This is a genomic window from Arthrobacter sp. 3Tela_A (assembly GCF_049311025.1).
Taxonomy (GTDB): Bacteria; Actinomycetota; Actinomycetes; order Actinomycetales; family Micrococcaceae; genus Arthrobacter_B.
Genome location: NZ_JAXIOM010000077.1, coordinates 1 through 16,510, shown reverse-complemented (window position 1 = coordinate 16,510; position 16,510 = coordinate 1). Strand labels below are relative to the sequence as shown.

Below are 16,510 nucleotides of genomic sequence, written 5' to 3'. Positions count from 1 at the left end.
CCCCCGCCCGCTAACCCGGGGGGGGGGGGGCGGCGGGGGTCAGTGGCCGAAGCTGTCGGAGTCCAGAATCCCGGCTTCTCCGGTGTCCAGCGCCGAAAGATCCGCGATTTCCGTTTCTTCCAAGGCGAAATCGAAGACTGCCAGGTTTTCCGCCAGGTGTTCCCGCGAAGATGCCTTCGGGATGGGAACCAGCCCCTGCTGGACGTGCCAGCGCAGCACGATCTGTCCCGGGGTCTTTCCGTACTTCGCGGCCAGCGCGGTGACTGCAGTGTCCTCCAACAGGCCGCCGTCGCGCCCCAGCGGGCTCCATGACTCGGTCACGATGCCGAGCCTGTTGTTTGCCTGGCGGGACGCTTCGCGGATGTGGCGGGGATCCACCTGGATCTGGTTCAGGTCCGGGATGACACCGGCGTCAGCGAGGCGCTGCAGGTGGGCCGGCTTGAAGTTGGAAACTCCGATGCCGCGGATCAGGCCTTCTTCGAGCAGATCATTCAGCCCGAGCACTGCTTCAACGTACTGGTCCTGGTCAGGGTTGGGCCAGTGCACCAGCAGCAGGTCGATGTAGTCGGTGCCGAGCCTTTGCGCTGACGCGGAGAAGGCCTGGCGGACGCCGTCGCGGCTGTGCCAGCGCTTGTTGAATTTGGTGGTGATCACCACGTCACTGCGGGCAATGCCGCTGCGCCGGATGCCTTCGCCGACTCCTGCCTCGTTGCCGTAGTTCTCCGCGGTGTCGAAGAGGCGGTACCCCGTCTCAACAGCGGTGGCAACGGCGTCGGCGGCCTGCGCATCGTCCATGGGCCACGTACCCATCCCGAGGGCGGGCAGTTCGAGTCCGTTGCGGAGGGTAACGGTGGGGACGGTGGAGTTCGGCATGCGCTTCCTTTCACTGTGGCTGTTGTCCGAGCCTAGCCAACCCAGCTCACGGTTTCAGAAACGTCCAGGACCCGCACCTCCCACGGGCGAAGGTTCCCGGCACCGCCTGCCTCGGCGTAGTTGCCAAGAATCAACGGACCGTCGTCCGCGAGCCCCAGCGGAACCTCCAGGACGTCCCCGGAGACGTTGGCGAGGACCAGCCAGGCCGCGTCGTCCAGGGTCCTGCGGTAGGCGAACAGGTGCGGGTGTTCAGGCGCCTCCAAGTGGAAGTCGCCAAGAACAACCACATCGTGGGTGTGCCGGAGCCGGATGAGGTCCTGGTAATACCGAAAGACCGATTTCTCCGCGGAACGGTCGGCTTCGGCATTGACGTCCACATGGTTCGGATTGACGTCGATCCAGGGCCGGCCCTCAGTGAAGCCCGCGTTCGGGCCGGCAGTCCACTGCATCGGGGTGCGGGGATTGTCCCGGCTCATGGCGCGCAGTGCTTCGAGGGCCTCCCCGGCGGGCATGCCCTGCGCTGTGGATTCAGCGTAGAAGTTCAGCGATTCGACGTCGCGGTACTGGTCGATCGAAGTGAACCCGGCGTTTGTCATGCCGATTTCCTCGCCCTGGTACACGTACGGCGTGCCGCGCTGCAGGTGCAGCAGCGTGGCCCACAGGGTGGCGGATTCATACCGGTAGGCGCCGTCGTTGCCGAAGCGCGAGAGATGCCGGGGCTGGTCGTGATTGCTGAGGTAGAGGCTGTTCCAGCCGCGGTCCGCCAGTCCGCGCTGCCAGCGGTTCCAGGACGTTTTCAGGTCCGGGAGACTCAGGGGCCGGTAATCCCATTTCCGCCCGCCGGCCTGGTCAAGGCTCACATGCTCGAACTGGAAGACCATGTCCAGTTCCGCCCGGTACGGGTCGGTATAGAGCAGCGCCTGGTCCACCGTGGCGCCGGGGGTTTCGCCCACGGTGAGAAAGTCGCCGTCGCGCCCTGAAAAGACCTCGCGGCGCATCTCCTGCAGGAACTCGTGGATCCGGGGCCCGTTGGTGAAGTGCGGGGAACCGTCGCCCCAGACACTGCCCGGTCCCACCAGGCCGTCGGGCAGCGCCAGGTCCTTGGAGATGAAGTTGATGACGTCCATCCGGAAGCCGTCCACGCCCCTGTCCAGCCACCAGCGCATCGTCTCGTAGACCTCGTGCCGAACGGCCGGGTTCTCCCAGTTCAGGTCCGGCTGGTGCGGCGTAAACAGGTGCAGGTAGTACTGTCCGGTCTCCGGCTCGAAAGTCCAGGCCGGTCCGCCGAAGTGCGAGCCCCAGTTGTTCGGCTCCGCGCCGGGTTCCCCGGGTTCAAAGCCCGGCCGGGCGTCCCGCCACCAGAAATAGTCCCGGTACGGGTTCTCCCGTGACTTCCGGGCTTCCTGGAACACGGGGTGCTCGCTGGAGGTGTGGTTGACCACCAGGTCCATCACCAGTTTCATGCCGCGCACATGCAGCTGTCCGAGCAGCTCGTCGAAGTCCTCTTCCGTGCCGAACAGGCGGTCGATCCGGCGGTAGTTGGAGATGTCATACCCGTTGTCCCGCTGCGGCGACTCGTGCACCGGGGACAACCAGACGACGTCGACCCCCAGATCCTGCAGATAGTCCACATGGGCGAGGATTCCGCGCAGGTCCCCGATTCCGTCCCCGTTGCCGTCCGCGAAGCTGCGCGGATAGATCTGGTAGACGACGGCGCTGGTCCACCATGCTGGCTGGTGCGGATCGCTCATGGCCGGGCTCCTTTCGCAGGCAGTGCGTGGAAGTCTACGCGCCGGGAAGGGCGGGCCAGAAGGGACCCGGCGCTGCCCCGGCGCGCTCCGGCGGCAGAATCACTCCATCGAATCTCCGCGGACCAGCCGCCGCGCCACCTCGGTAAGGAGTTCGACGCCGCGAACGGCGTCTTCATCACGGGTGAATTCAGCTTCGTTGTGCGAGATGCCCTCCACGCTGGGTACAAACAGCATCACGGTGGGCACATGGTCCTTGAGGTTGGTGGAGTCATGACCTGCCACGGTCATGATGTCCCTGTGGCTGAAACCAAGCGCAGCTGCCGCGGCACGGCCCAGCTGGACGCCGGCAGGCTGGTACGGGTTCAGGCCCCACTGGTGTGTCAGGGCCAGGGAGACCTCCGTGCGGGAGCGGGTTTCAGCCTCGGCGATGTGCTTGCCCAGCAGTTCCATGGCTCGGGCCAGCACGGCTTCATCCGGTGAGCGGAGGTCCAGGTTCATGACGACCTGGCGGGCGATGGTCACCGGGGAGTTGGGCAGGACCTGCAGTTGGGAGACCGAGCTGTGCAGCAGGCCCGGTTCGAATTCCTCCGTAAGCTCCCGGGCCGCGGCGATAACCAGCGCTGCCCCGTACAGGGCATCCCGCCGGTCAACCATTCGTGTGGACCCGGTGTGGGACTGGTCTCCGTCAACCGTGACCCGGTACTTCGCGGCAGCCCAGGTCTTGTCCACAATGCCAACCTGGGTCCCGGTCTCCTCCAGGATCCGGCCCTGTTCAATATGGATTTCCGCGTAGCGGGCAACGGAGTCCAAGGTTGGGGTAGTGCCCGGCGCGGACGGGCTGCCCAGCGCCTGGGCCACGGTGGTGCCAGCCAGGTCAGAGGTGGCGCGCGCCGTTTCAAGGGGCAGCTTGCCGGTAAAGACACCGCTGCCCATCATGCTGGGGGTGAAGCGGCTGCCTTCCTCGTTGAACCAGTTCACCACGGCGAGGTTGAAGACGGGGACCAGCTCGCCTGCTTCCGCAGCGGCAGCCGCCCGAACCACTGCGTGGGCGGCTGCCAGAACCCCGTAGGCGCCGTCGTACCGTCCAGCCAGCGGCTGCGAGTCCAGGTGCGAGCCGAGCAGGACCCAGGGGGCGCCGGGAACGAGCTCGGCCAGCCCGAACTGGTTGCCCGCCGGGTCCACGGCCTCGGTGAGCCCGTGGTCCGCCAGCCAGGTGCTGAACCAGGCACGGGTGGCGTGGTCTTCGGCTGTTCCTGCCTGGCGGTCAACACCGCCGCCCGCCGTGGCGCCGAAGCTGGACATGACGGCGAAATCCGACAGGAAACTGGAGTTGCTGGTGCTCATCGGGAGTCCTCTGCTGTGTTGGGAAAGGAGGGGAGGTCTGGGTGCGCGTAGCGGAGCTCGCCGCCCACCATGGTGCCCAGGACCTGCGTGGCGCCGATCCGGGAAGGATGAACCGTGGTTGGATCCTGGTCCAGGAAAACCAGGTCCGCGAGGAGGCCGGGGGAGAGGCTTCCCTTCTCAGCGGACGTGCCGGTGGCTGCGGCGGACCCGGTGGTGTAGGCGGCCAGTGCCTGCTCGGCGCTGATCCGCTCTTCCGGCCCGTACGTCCTGCCGGAGGGGGTTAGCCGTTCGACGAAGGACTGCATCACATCCAGCGGCCGCCCGTTTGAGACGGGACGGTCGGAGCTGCCGGGCAGGACGGCGCCGCGGCGCAGCAGCCCAGCGGCCGGGTAGGATAGTTCGGTGCGGGCGGGGCCAAGCAGCTCCGCCATGCCGTCGCCGAATTCGGTGATGAAGTGCGGCTGCGGGACCAGGACAATCCCCGCCTCCGCGATCCGGTCCAGCTGCTCCGGCTGCACCACGCCGCCGTGCTCGATGCGGTTGGGGAAGCAGTTCAGGCCGTAAGTCTCCTGCGCCTCGGTGATGATGCTGATGGCATGCTCCACCGCTGCGTCACCAATGGCATGCATGGCAATCGGCCACCCTGCGCGGTAAGCGGCGAGGGCCTGCTCTCGCAGCTCCCCGGCGTCCATCTGCAGGTAGCCGTGGTTATGCGTGCAGCCCACATAGTCCTCGGACATGTATGCCGTGCTGCCCAGCAGCGACCCGTCGCTGAAAATCTTCACTGGACCGATCCGCAGCCATTCATCGCCCAGCCCGGAACGGATGCCTGCATCCAGCCCCAGGCCGCCGCCGTCGTCCGAGTGCCCGGAAAGGGAACGAAGGGCGTCCAGCACCAGCATCGGCTGCATCCGCACCGAGAGGAGGCCCTTGTCCCGGGCGGACTGATAGGCGCCGAACTCCCGGGGGGAGTGGCCAATCCAGCCGCCGGCAATTCCGGCGTCGGTGACGCTCGTGATGCCTTCGGTGAGGTAATGCGCGGTGGCGAGTTCCAGTGCTTTCTCGATGGTCTCCAGCGGATACGGCAGCATGAGTTCCTGAACCAGCCGCATGGCGTTTTCTTCGAGGAGGCCGGTTGGCCGGCCGTCGGCTCCGCGGACCACGACGCCGCCGTCAATCCCAGCCGCCAGGTCCTGTGTCCCGGCGACGAGGTCCAAGGCAGCGCCGTTCAGGGTGCAGGCGTGGCCGGAGGAGTGCTTGATCCACACCGGCCGGCCGCCCGAAGCCTCGTCCAGCCGGTCCCGGTCCGGCTGGGCGCCGCCGAGCAGGAGGGGACTGAAACCCGAGGCAACCACCCAGTCATCGGGTGCAAGCTCTGCTGAGGCAGCGCCAATTGCGGCATAGACGTCCTCCAGCGAACGGGCATCCCCCAGTGCTGTTTCCATCAGGCCGAGGCCGAACCACACACTGTGGCTGTGCACATCGTTAAAGCCGGGCACCACTGTCAGCCCCTCGGCGTCGAACACCGTGCGGGCGGGGACATCCATGTCCGGATCCACAGCCAGGATCCTGCCGCCGTGAATGACCAGGGTGCCGGCCCCCGGACGTGCGGGATCCTGGGTGAGCACATGGGCATTGGTAATCAACAGGTCTGCAAGCATGGGTTCCTAGCCGTCGTTCCGTCCCCGGGCGAGCACGGAAATGCACAGCCTGCTGGGTGTTGTTCCCATTCAACTATGGCTAAATGTCTCACTCAATGGACATAAGCCGCCATAATTGGCGGCTAAATTATGCATATCCATAAAGTGGCAGGATGACCGAAATTCCCGTCCCCAACCTGGTGCCTTCCGCCCGGACCTTTCCCCTCGAGGCTTCCTCCGGACACCAGTGGGAAGACCTGATCCGGAGGCTGTGGACCCAGCGTGATTCGCTGGTTTCGGACTTCCTCTCCCGGTTCGAAGCCGTCTCGTATGACGACGCGAAGGTGCCCGAGGAGGACGTTTACCAAACGGCCGTGGACACCATGGACATGTTCCTCTACCAGATGGCCGGATTGGAGCTCCCTCCGGACCTGCGCAACCTGCCCCGCGAAGTGGCTACGCGCCGTGCGTCCCAGGGGGTTCCGCTGCAGTCCTTCCTGGAAGCCGTGCGCAACGACTTTCGGGTCCTCTGGAAAGGCCTGGAGCGTGTGGCGCACGGGGACGGCGTCAACGTCCTGGTGTCCAACATGGACCGGGTCATGGACGTGGTGGAAGGCTACGTTTCAAGCATCCAGCAGTCCTTCGTGGAAGCCGAAGCACTCCTGGCACGGGACAAGCAGCTGTACCGCCAGCGCCTGCTCTCCCGGCTGTTCAGCGGAGAACCAAAGACGCAGCAGGATGTTGAGGACATCGCAGCGGGGCTTGGGGTCCGGGCTGCGGATACCTTCGAACTGCTGGCGGTAATCGGAGATGCCGTAGCCGAAGCACAGCGTGCGTTCCTGAATGACCGCCGGCTGCATTCCTACGAACGGGCCGGAGTCCTGTACATCTTCCGGCAGCAGCGCGCCGGCTCCTGGCAGCAGGAGCCGCCCGGGTTCGCAGCCGGCTACATCCCGGACATTGCGGGACTGGCGGCAGTTCCGGCCGCCGCCTCATCAGCCCTGGTGCTGGCGCGCAGCGGCGGCCCCGGCCTGCAGACCGTCCAGGAAGCCTGGCAGCGGATCGCAGCCGAGCTGCTGGAGCAGACACTGCCCGGATTCTGCTCCGGCGTGCAGGAGGCGCTGCGCAAATGCACGGACCACGAACGTGCCCGGCTGCTCCAGGTGGCCGAAAGCTATGCCCGCACGGGGTCCATCAAGGAAACGTCGGAGGAGCTTTACTGCCACCGCAACACCGTGGTCAACCGGCTGCATTCACTGCAGCAGGTCATTGGACTGGACCTGGCCGTCCCGGGGGAGGCCTCCCGGGCCCTGATTGCCCTCAGCACCCTCCCGGAATATCCCCGCACTGTCTAAATGCCCAATCTTTGCGTAAAAGGTGGGTGAAATTTGTCATTGTTTGGTCAATTGCCGCCTGACTACGCTCAGGGAGATACCTCCCACACCGGCCCGCATGCCTCCCACTTATCGCGGTGCGGCCAGCTCGAAAGGCAACATCACTCGTGACTAACACCACCACTCGACCGGGGGAACGCGGCGCACCCGTGACCATCTCCGGAAAGGACGCGGGCACCATTGCCCGCGCCTCCTTCGTCGGCACCGCGCTGGAATGGTACGACTACTACCTGTTCGGCACCGCCGCAGCCCTGGTCTTCAACCGCCTGTACTTCACCACCATGGATCCGACGGCGGCACTGCTGGCCTCCTTCGCAACCTTCGGCGTCGGCTTCGCTGCCCGCCCCATCGGTGCCATCCTCTTTGGCTACATCGGTGACAAGTTCGGCCGCCGGCCGGCGCTGCTGGCCACCATCGTCATGATTGGCATCGCCACCGGGCTGATCGGCCTGCTGCCCGACTTTGGTTCCATTGGACTCGCTGCGCCGATCCTCCTGGCGGTCCTGCGCCTGGTCCAGGGCCTGGCCGTCGGCGGCGAATGGGGCGGTGCGGTCACCATGGCCATCGAGCACGCGCCGGTCGAGAAGCGCGGCCGGTTCGCGGCCCTGGTCCAGGTCGGCTCTCCCGTCGGTACCCTGCTCTCCTCCGCCGCCTTCTCCCTGGTGCTGCTCTTCCCGTCGGAGACCTTCGACGCCTGGGGCTGGCGCATCCCGTTCCTGATGGCCTTCCCGCTGCTGCTCATTGCACTGTGGATCCGCATCAAGGTTGAGGAATCCCCCATCTTCAAGGACCTCCTGGCCCAGGAGGAAACCTCCAAGGTTCCTGCCCTGGACGTCTTCCGCAACGCCGGCGGACGCCTGGCTGTCGCCGTGATGGCTGCACTGCTGGGTGTGGGCGGCTTCTACATGATCACCACCTTCATTGTCAGCTACGGTTCCAACACCCTCGGCGTGGACCGGCAGATCATGGTCAATGCCACGCTGATCGCGGCCGTTGCCCAGATATTCGTCACCATTGCGATGGGCCGGCTGTCCGAAAAGATCGGCCCGGGCAAGGTCACCATGTGGGGCGGCATCCTCACCGCTGCCGCAGCATTCCCGATCTTTGCCATGGTGGACACCAAGTCCACGCCGATGATCATGCTGGCCATCACCCTCGGCATTGTGCTGATTGCCGTGGCCTACGCCGTCAACGGTGCTCTGCTGACCGAACTGTTCCCGCCGAAGCTGCGCTACTCCGGCGTTGCCCTGGGCTACAACATTGCCGGCGCCACCAGTGGTTTCATGCCGCTGCTGGCCACTGCGATGCTCGGGTTCTCCGGCAACCAGTCCTGGGGCGGCGCGCTCATCCTGGCCATCATTGCCGTGATCACCGCCGTCGGCGGTTTCCTCGGCGAGCGGCTGCGGGTGCAGGACAAGAGGATTGTCTCCGCGGACTGACCCAATCGCCGCCGCCTCATGCGCGGCGGCCACCATAATCCGGCCGGCAGGAAGGACCCGTTCCCCCATGGACTTCCTGCCGGCCTTTCAGGCAAGGCCCCGCCGGTCCCCGCGGCGGGGCCTTTTGCTGTCAGCGGGCAGTTGCCTGGCGGCCTACAGGGTCAGCCGCATCAGGACCCGGGGAAAACCGTTAAGGACAGACGAGGTGTCCGCGGCCTTGACGAATCCAGCTGCCTCAAACAGGCTGCGGGTGCCGACGTATGCCATGGTCAGGTCCACTTTTTCGCCCTGGTTGTCCACCGGGTAAGCCTCGACGGCGGGTGCCCCGTGCCCTCGCGCGAAGTCGACGGCGCCGGACACCAGCGCGTGGGAGATTCCCCTGCCGCGGTGGCCGGGACGGACCCGCACGCACCACAGGGACCACACCGGCAGGTCATCGATGGCGGGAATCCTCCGGTTCTTCGCGAACGAGGTGTCCGCCCGGGGATGGATCGCGGCCCACCCGGCCGGCACGCCGTCGTCGTATGCCAGGACGCCGGGAGGAGGCACTTCGCCCAGCAGGCCCCGCATCTTCTCTCCACGGGCCCGGCGCTGCAGCGACTGGTTCTCCTTTGACGTCAGCAAGCGGTAGCTCAGGCACCAGCAGGCGTTGGAATCAGGATGCTTGGGCCCCAGGACGGCGGCAGTATCTGCGAACACCGTGGCGGGCCGAACCTCGAGGGGCATGCCCACACCCTACCGCTGAACCTGGACGAAGCTGAGAACCCCGCGGAAACGGGCTAGACTAGCCGGTTCATCCCGGCGGATCCTCCGCCGGAAGACATAAGCAGCAGGTAAAAGAAAAGAGAGCGCAATGTTCGCCGCTGGAGCGTCCATTACCGAGATTGAGCAAGACGTCGAGGACATGATCGTTCAGCTGGTGCACCGGCTGGGAGACCTGGCGGATGCGGACCCGGATCCGGTGGGAGCCCAGGAACGGGCCTACATCAAGGCCTTCTCCGACGTACGGGCCAACAGCTCCATGGACCAGGCCGCACTGCTGGAAACAGCCATCAGCCGGCCCAACCTCGCAGAGTCGCTGCTGTACCTGAACCGCCGGCTGGATGCAGCGAACCTGGGCCCGCGGGACCCGGCGGGAATCATCGGCGTCGTCATCCGCCTGGCCATGGACGGGCTGTGGGTCAGCGACATCCTGGACTCCAGCCGTTTCACCAAGGCGGAGCGCGAGCGGATCACCACGCTGCTCACGGCCCTGTCCCGGCTGAGTGATGAGCGGATGGCGGAGCTGCTCCCGGAGTGCGCCGCCACCCGCTAGCTGTTACTTCTTGTCATCCCCGGTGAGCCGCTGGGACAGGTAGACCGGGATCATCGACGCCACGATCAGCACGGCGGCAATGACGTTCACCACCGGCGCCTGGTTGGGCCTGGCCATGTTGTTGAAGATCCAGATCGGGAGCGTTTCGGTGCCGGGCGGGGCGGTGAACGTGGTGACCACCACCTCATCGAAGCTCAGGGCAAAGGCGAGCAGCCCGCCGGCAACAAACGCCGAACGGAACCCGGGGAACGTGACCTGGAAGAAGGTCTTGACCACGTTGGCGCCCATGTCCATCGCCGCTTCCTCCAACCCGCGGTTCATTCGGCCCAGCCGTGCCTGGACGTTGTTGAAGACCATCACGATGCAGAACGTCGCATGGCCGACAATCACGGAGAACAGCCCCAGGCCGATTCCCAGCGGTTCCAGCACGGTCTTGAACGTGTTGTTCAGGGCCACGCCGGTGACGATGCCGGGCAGCGCGATGGGCAGCACCACCAGCAGGTTGATGGTGTTCTTGCCGAAGAAGTCGTAGCGGGACAGGGCGAACGCCACCATTGAACCCAGCACCAGGGCAATGACCGTGGCAACGGATGCGACCTTCAGCGAGGTCCACAGCGCCTCCCGCACGCCTTCGTTATGCCAGGCGGCAACCCACCAGCGGGTGGTGAATTCCTGAATGGGGAACGCACCCGAGGTGGTGGCGTTGAACGAATTTGCGATCACCAGCAGCAGCGGCAGGTAGATCGCAGCCATGACCAGGCCGGCGAAGACCCGCAGGGTGATTTTGGCGGAAGCCGATAGCCTCATGTCTCTCTCCTACAGTTGCTTCAGGGCGCCGGACTTGCGGGCCAGGAACAGGTAAAGCACGACGACGATGATCGGCACGGTGCCGAAGGCTGCGGCGAGCGGCGGGTTGAGGTTGATGTTCGAGGCGATGACGGTGCCAATCACCTGGGTCTTGCCGCCGACGAACTGGGCGGCGATGTAGTCGCCCAGGCTCAGCGAGAAGGTGAAGATGGACCCGGCCACGAAGGCCGGCTTCAGCAGCGGAACCGCCACGGTCCACACCGTGGACCAGGGCTTGGCGCCCAGGTCCGAGGACGCGTCGAACAGGCTGTCCGGGATTTGGCGGAAGGCGTTGTAGACCGGCACTGCCATGTAGGGGAACCACAGGTAGGCCAGTGTCACGATCAGCGCGGCAGTGCCGTAGCCGGGACCGGTCATGCCCAGCGGTGCCAGCAGCCAGTCCAGCGGGCCGCCGGAGGAGAAGGTGATGCGCCAGGAAAAGACCTTCACCAGGTAGCCTGCCCAGAGCGGGAGCGTGATGCCGATTGCCAGGGCCGCGCGCATCTTCGGGGAAGCCACTTTGGCCATGTAGAGCCCCAGGGGCAGGGCCAGGGCGGCGCACAGCACGGTGACAGCCAGTGCGATGCCGATGGTCCGCAGGGCGGTCTGCTGGTAGGCCGGGACCGTGATGATCTCCGTGAAGTTCTCCAGCGTGAACGCGGGAATGACCTTGGAGGTGAAGCTGTCCGTGGTCCAGAACGCGGTGATGAACAGCAGGATCAGGGACCCGATGTAGAGGACGCCGAGCCAGCCCAGCGGCAGCAGGAGCAGGCCGGTAAGGCGGGCTTTGGGCCGGGCATAGAGCATGCGGGACATGCGGTCGCCCAGGCTGTTCCGGGGCTGCACCTGCGCTGCTGCGGGCGGGGGCGGGGTTTCGTGGATTACTGCCATGGCGCTTTTCCGGCGGGTTTCCGCCGATTCTCCTCTTGGGGCGGGCCTGTGGGACGTGGTGCCGCGGTGCGCGGCTGGGAGTTTGGAAGCCGGTGGGCGGCGGCAGTTCTCTTCGCCGCCCACCAGCGGTCAGTGCGGGGTGGAACTAGCCCTTGATCTCAGTCCAGGCCTTGGTCCATTCCTGGTAGTTGGTGCAGGTCACGTCCGTACGTCCGTCCACGCACTGCTCAACCGGGGTGGTCCACATCCAGACCTGCTTGTAGTAGTCCTCGTCGGTGGCGTGGAAGGTCTCGCAGTGGGCTGCGTTCGCTTCCGAGCCTTCGCATGCCAGGGCGTTGGCCGGAGCCATGCCGAAGTTCTGCGAGATCTGGGCGTTGACCTCGGCGGAGGAGGCATAGTCCATCCACTTGTAGGCGCAGTTCGGGTTCTTTGCCTCCGCGGCGATCATCCAGGTGTCCGACCAGCCGGTGGCACCTTCCTTGGGCAGCACGGACTCAACCTTGCCGCCGTCGCCCTGGGCCAGGTTCACGATGACCTGCCATCCCGTGCCCATGTGGGCGGTGCCGGAGGAGATGGAGCTGACGGCCTTCAGGGCGTCGTTCCAGTACTCGCCCACCAGGCCGTTCTGGGTCTTGAGGAGTTCGACGGCAGCAGCGAGCTGCTCCTCGTCGAGGGCGTAGGGGTTGGTGATGCCCAGGTCCGGCTGGGTGGCCATCAGGTACACGGCTGCGTCGGCGATGTAGATCGGGGAGTCATAGGCCATGGTCTTGCCGGCGTACTCGGTGTCTTCTTCCCACAGCGGGGCCCAGGAATCCGGGGCCTGGGCGACGTGGTCGGTGTTGTACATCAGCACGTTGGCGCCGCGGCCAATCGGAACGCCGTAGCTCTTGCCGTTGAGCGTGTCATAGACCTGCCCCTTCAGCCCGTCCACGATGTTGCCGAAGTTGGGAATCAGGTCGGTGTTGATCGGAGCCACGTCGCCGCCGGCGATCAGGCGCAGGGAAGCGTCGCCGGAGGCGGATACCAGGTCGTATTCGCCGCTGCGCATCAGCTGGACCATTTCATCGGAGGTGGCGCCGACCTTGCGGTTCACCTCGCACTTGGTCTCTTCCTCGAATGCTGAAACCCAGTCGGCGTCGGGGTTGGTGGAGCCGTCTTCCACGAAGCCGGCCCAGGCGATGATGTTGACCTGGCCTTCGCTTTCGCCGACTTCACTGGCCATGGGCAGGTCCGGGACCTGGATGCCGGTGGTGCCGGAGTCCGTGGTGGAGGCGTCCCCGCCGCAGCCGGCCAGGACCAGCGAGAGCGAGGCGAGCGCTGCCAGCGGCAGTGCCTTGGTGATCTTCATGGGAGAACCTTTCATAGTGGGTGCGGAGCGGGTGGAACAGGGCCGGTAGCCGGCCGGGCAGTGAAGCTAGGAAACGCGGAAGTTGAAGCGTGAGGGCCACTGGAGCTCAACGGCGTCTCCCCGGGAGGCAGCGGTGGCCCGGGAGTCGTTCTGCTCCTGGACAATCAGTCGGTCCCCGGCTGCCGTGGCGGCGACATAGCGCGTCGTCGGGCCGGTGTAGACGATTTCCTCGATGGTGGCCGGCACGGCTGAGAACCCTTCGGGTGCCGGGGTTCCGGGTGCGGCGAGGTGGATGCGTTCGGGCCGGATGCTGACCAGGCCGTCCGTGCCGGTGAGCTGGCGGGCGAGCTCGCCTTCAACCAGGTTGGTGCTGCCCAGGAAGGTGGCCACAAAGCGGGTTGCGGGCCGCTCGTAGAGGTCTTCCGGGGTTCCGACCTGTTCAATCCCGCCGTCGTTGAAGACGGCGATCCGGTCTGAGAGCGTGAGTGCCTCTTCCTGGTCGTGGGTGACGAAGATGAAGGTGATGCCGACTTCGCGCTGGATCTGCTTCAGCTCGATCTGCATCTGTTCGCGCAGCTGCTTGTCCAGGGCGCCGAGCGGTTCATCCAGCAGCAGCACCTGGGGGCGCAGGATGAGGGCGCGGGCCAGGGCGATGCGCTGGCGCTGTCCGCCGGAGAGCTGGGACGGCAGCCGGCCGGCCACCTGCGGCAGCCGGACCATCTCCAGGGCTTCGGCAACCCGGCGCTCGCGTTCGGCCCGGGGGGTCTTGCGTAGTTTGAGCCCGTAGCCCACGTTTTGCGCCACCGTCAGGTGGGGGAAGAGGGCATAGTCCTGGAAGACGGTGTTGACATTGCGTTCGAACGGAGCCTTGCCGGTGACGTCGGTGCCGTGCAGCTTGATGGTGCCGCTGGTGACAGGCTCGAAGCCTGCGACCATCCGCAGCACTGTGGTCTTGCCGGATCCGGACGGACCCAGCAGGGAGAAGAATTCGCCGGAGCGGATGTCCAGGTCCAGGTCCTTGACCGCGGTGAAGTCGCCGAAGCTTTTGGTCACGGAGGAGAGGCTGATGGCGTTGCCGGAGGGCGCCTGTTCCTCGGCGGCGGGGGAGAGAGGTGCTGTGCTGGCTCGCACGGTGGATCCTTTCACTTCAGCTGGAAGCGCCGAAGCGCGTCAGGTAGTAAAGCTATGAAACCAGATGTTATATGTAATTTGGATCACTTCAAGTAAATTTCTTGTTACGGATGCGCGGCCCGGCACGCTGGCGCCGTCCGGCCCGCCAAGCTGGAAAGATCGTGAACATGCCCCAGAACACCGCTCCGCAGAAACGTCTCCTTACCGCTGTCTTCGCGCCGCTGGGCGACGCAGGCAAGGCCAGCCGGGTCGAAGAACGCATAGTTCAGGGGATTTCGGCCGGAGCGCTCGCGGACGGGGACCGGCTGCCCACGGAGGTTGAACTGGCCGCATCGATGGGCGTGGCCACGGTGACGGCACGCGAAGCGCTGGCCGGACTGCGCTCCCGCGGACTCGTTGAAACCCGGCGGGGACGCGAAGGCGGCACGTTTATTACGCTGCCGTCCGGGGACAGGTCGGTGCTGGTGCGCCGCCGGCTCACCGGCATGAGCCGGGTGGAACTGCGCGACCTGGCGATCCACTACGCAGCGATCGCGGCCACCTCTGCGGAGCTGGCAGCGGACGCCGCCGACCGCGAAGACGTGGAGGCTCTGGCCCATCTGCTCGACGCCCCCGCGGGTGGCAACAACCGCGCCGTCGGCGATTTCCTGCTCGAACTCGCGGCCCTCAGCCAGTCAGCCCGGCTGACGCGCGAGTATGTTCGGCTGCACACCGACTACGGTTCCCTGCTGGGGCTGGCGCACGCCGACCCGGTTTTCGACTCTGCCATGGTCCGGCTGTGCCGCCGGATCTGCACTGCTGTCTCCGAGGCCGATCCCTCGACGGCGCGCTCGCTGGTCCGCCAGTATGTCCAGGCTTCCGTGGCCTGGCTGATTGATGAACACACCCGTCTGCACTCCGCCGCCCTCACTACGGCGGAGCCCTCACCCCCCGCACCCGCCAGGAGGAAAGCATGAGCATTTCCCGCAGTGAATCCCAGCCGTTTCCGGCAGCGCAGCCGGAAGACGTTGGCAGCTTTTTCCAGGAACTCCTGGAACATCTCGAAAAATGGAAGCCCTGTCTGCTGGACCTCTTCCGCGATCCCGGCGAGCCGCCGCTGCGGCGGGACGTGGATGCCGCCGTCGAGCCCCTGACGAGCGAGCTGCTGGGCGGCAGCGACTATCCGCTTGCCGGCGGCGGTTTTGTGGCCGCGCACGACGCCGTTGCTGACGCGCCCTGGCACATGGCCTGGTGGCAGGTTCGGAGCAAGGAAAACCAGCTGCTTTCATCGCTCGAAAGCATGGGGGAGGCCTACTCCCGGCGGGAATGGTTCACCGTTCCGCTGGAGACAGGGGCCAGCCATGTGACCGGCCCGTATGTGGATTTCATCTGCACCGACGAGTACACCGTCACCCTCACCTCACCGGTCAGTGTGGGCGGACGGATTGTGGGTGTGGTGGGCGCGGATGTTTTCGTGGAATCGCTGGAGGAAATACTGCTCCCGGCGCTGCGCCGCCTGCACCCCGAAGCGTCCCTGGTTAATCGGGTGGGCCGCGTGGTGGTGTCGGCGGATCCGCAGTTAGCGGCCGGCCGGCTGCTCGTAGGCGACTGGCGGCACTCCGCGGATCCGGGACGGATGGAGCTGCGCGGACCGGAGTATGCCGGGCGCCGGGCAGCGGTGCACCCGTGCGGGAGCCTGCCGCTCGCCGTCGTGGTCCCCGGCTAACGCGTTCGGGAGTCAGGCCGCGGCAGTCCGTGCCGGAATGTGGAAGAACGGCACGGTGCGGTTGACCATCGGCCCGATCAGCAGGGCGAAGGCCACGGTGCCCAGCCCGACGGCGCCGCCCAGCGCCCAGCCGATGGCAAGAACCGTCACCTCGATGCCGGTGCGCACGGCCCAGAGCGGCCAGCCGAAGCGGGCGTGGATCCCGGTCATGAGTCCGTCCCGGGGACCCGGGCCCATGCGTGCGCCGATGTAGAGCCCGGTTGCCACTGCGAGGAGCACCAGCCCTGCCGTAAACAGCAGGATCTGCCCCCACAGCTGTGCCGGTTCATCCACAACGGCCAGCGCCACCTCAGCGCTGGGCCCTACCAGCAGCACGTTGAGTACGGTCCCGACTCCGGGCTTCTGCCGCAGCGGAATCCACAGCAGCAGCACCACCAGTCCGATCAGGTTCGTGACCAGCCCAAACGCGATGCCGGTCTGCAGGCTGGTGCCCTGCCCCAGCACGTCCCACGGGGAGACGCCCAGCCCCGCACGGATCATCATGCCGATGGAGAAGCCATAGAAGAAGAGGCCGGCCAGCAGCTGCAGCACCCGGCGGAGGAAGTTCGCGGACATGAGAACAACCAAACTCCTCCGGCGGCTTTAATCCAAAAGCTGCCCGGTTACCGGAAGACATACGCGGTAATCAGCGAGCCGGCTAGGAGCGCAGGCGTACGACGGCGTCGGCACGGTCTGCGTGGGCTGCCACCAGCTCTGCGTTGGCCTGGGGGCGTGCCCGCCCCCCCGCCCCGGCCGCCCCCCGGGGGTTGGCGGCGGCGGGGGGGCGGGCGGGC

At 66.2% G+C, this 16,510-nt stretch carries 15 protein-coding genes; 5 read left to right on the top strand and 10 right to left on the bottom strand.

Annotated features, from left to right (window positions below):
* Positions 1-39 precede the first annotated feature (39 nt).
* From TVC13_RS16750 to TVC13_RS16735, 4 genes are all read right to left on the bottom strand, one after another.
* Positions 40-873 carry an aldo/keto reductase gene (locus TVC13_RS16750; RefSeq protein ID WP_400485909.1) on the bottom strand — a complete coding sequence of 278 codons (834 nt, stop codon included), beginning with the start codon at positions 871-873 and terminating at the stop codon, positions 40-42.
* A 32-nt stretch (positions 874-905) separates the two neighbouring features.
* A complete protein-coding gene (locus TVC13_RS16745) occupies positions 906-2,624 on the bottom strand; it encodes an alpha-glucosidase (protein ID WP_422402274.1) in 1,719 nt (572 codons plus the stop codon).
* 99 nt (positions 2,625-2,723) lie between these two features.
* Positions 2,724-3,968, bottom strand: coding sequence for a M20 family metallo-hydrolase (locus TVC13_RS16740; protein ID WP_422402273.1), 1,245 nt, complete (start codon positions 3,966-3,968; stop codon positions 2,724-2,726).
* Positions 3,965-5,629, bottom strand: a complete 1,665-nt coding sequence (locus tag TVC13_RS16735) for an amidohydrolase (protein WP_422402272.1) — start codon at positions 5,627-5,629, stop codon at positions 3,965-3,967. Before TVC13_RS16735 ends, TVC13_RS16740 begins: the two co-directional genes overlap by 4 nt.
* A gap of 152 nt (positions 5,630-5,781) precedes the next feature.
* Between TVC13_RS16735 and TVC13_RS16730 the strand changes: the two genes are divergently transcribed.
* On the top strand, positions 5,782-6,963 hold the full coding sequence (locus TVC13_RS16730; protein ID WP_422402271.1) for a helix-turn-helix domain-containing protein: 1,182 nt from the start codon (positions 5,782-5,784) through the stop codon (positions 6,961-6,963).
* Positions 6,964-7,109: 146 nt separating this feature from the next.
* A complete protein-coding gene (locus TVC13_RS16725) occupies positions 7,110-8,441 on the top strand; it encodes an MFS transporter (RefSeq protein ID WP_170287708.1) in 1,332 nt (443 codons plus the stop codon).
* A 153-nt stretch (positions 8,442-8,594) separates the two neighbouring features.
* Here the strand turns inward: TVC13_RS16725 and TVC13_RS16720 are convergent, their stop codons facing one another.
* Entirely contained in the window at positions 8,595-9,167 is a 573-nt protein-coding gene (locus TVC13_RS16720) for a GNAT family N-acetyltransferase (protein WP_152225721.1), read from the bottom strand.
* Between the two features lie 127 nt (positions 9,168-9,294).
* Here TVC13_RS16720 and TVC13_RS16715 point away from each other — a divergent pair, with 127 nt between their 5' ends.
* Complete coding sequence (locus tag TVC13_RS16715) at positions 9,295-9,756, top strand: TetR family transcriptional regulator (protein ID WP_422402270.1); 462 nt, start codon at positions 9,295-9,297, stop codon at positions 9,754-9,756.
* A 3-nt stretch (positions 9,757-9,759) separates the two neighbouring features.
* Here the strand turns inward: TVC13_RS16715 and TVC13_RS16710 are convergent, their stop codons facing one another.
* The 4 genes from TVC13_RS16710 to TVC13_RS16695 all read right to left on the bottom strand — a co-directional run bounded on the left by TVC13_RS16710 (position 9,760) and on the right by TVC13_RS16695 (position 13,972).
* Complete coding sequence (locus TVC13_RS16710) at positions 9,760-10,563, bottom strand: ABC transporter permease (RefSeq protein ID WP_152225725.1); 804 nt, start codon at positions 10,561-10,563, stop codon at positions 9,760-9,762.
* Between the two features lie 9 nt (positions 10,564-10,572).
* Positions 10,573-11,493, bottom strand: a complete 921-nt coding sequence (locus tag TVC13_RS16705) for an ABC transporter permease (protein WP_387014026.1) — start codon at positions 11,491-11,493, stop codon at positions 10,573-10,575.
* 145 nt (positions 11,494-11,638) lie between these two features.
* Complete coding sequence (locus TVC13_RS16700) at positions 11,639-12,841, bottom strand: ABC transporter substrate-binding protein (RefSeq protein ID WP_422402269.1); 1,203 nt, start codon at positions 12,839-12,841, stop codon at positions 11,639-11,641.
* A gap of 66 nt (positions 12,842-12,907) precedes the next feature.
* Positions 12,908-13,972 (bottom strand): ABC transporter ATP-binding protein, encoded by a 1,065-nt coding sequence (locus TVC13_RS16695; RefSeq protein ID WP_422402268.1) that lies wholly within the window; start codon positions 13,970-13,972, stop codon positions 12,908-12,910.
* Positions 13,973-14,139: 167 nt separating this feature from the next.
* Here TVC13_RS16695 and TVC13_RS16690 point away from each other — a divergent pair, with 167 nt between their 5' ends.
* Positions 14,140-14,928: a FadR/GntR family transcriptional regulator gene (locus TVC13_RS16690; protein WP_422402267.1), complete on the top strand. Its 789-nt coding sequence runs from the start codon at positions 14,140-14,142 to the stop codon at positions 14,926-14,928.
* Complete coding sequence (locus TVC13_RS16685) at positions 14,925-15,677, top strand: hypothetical protein (RefSeq protein WP_422402266.1); 753 nt, start codon at positions 14,925-14,927, stop codon at positions 15,675-15,677. Before TVC13_RS16690 ends, TVC13_RS16685 begins: the two co-directional genes overlap by 4 nt.
* A 12-nt stretch (positions 15,678-15,689) precedes the next feature.
* Here the strand turns inward: TVC13_RS16685 and TVC13_RS16680 are convergent, their stop codons facing one another.
* Positions 15,690-16,292 (bottom strand): YczE/YyaS/YitT family protein, encoded by a 603-nt coding sequence (locus TVC13_RS16680; protein ID WP_422402265.1) that lies wholly within the window; start codon positions 16,290-16,292, stop codon positions 15,690-15,692.
* Positions 16,293-16,510: the final 218 nt, after the last annotated feature.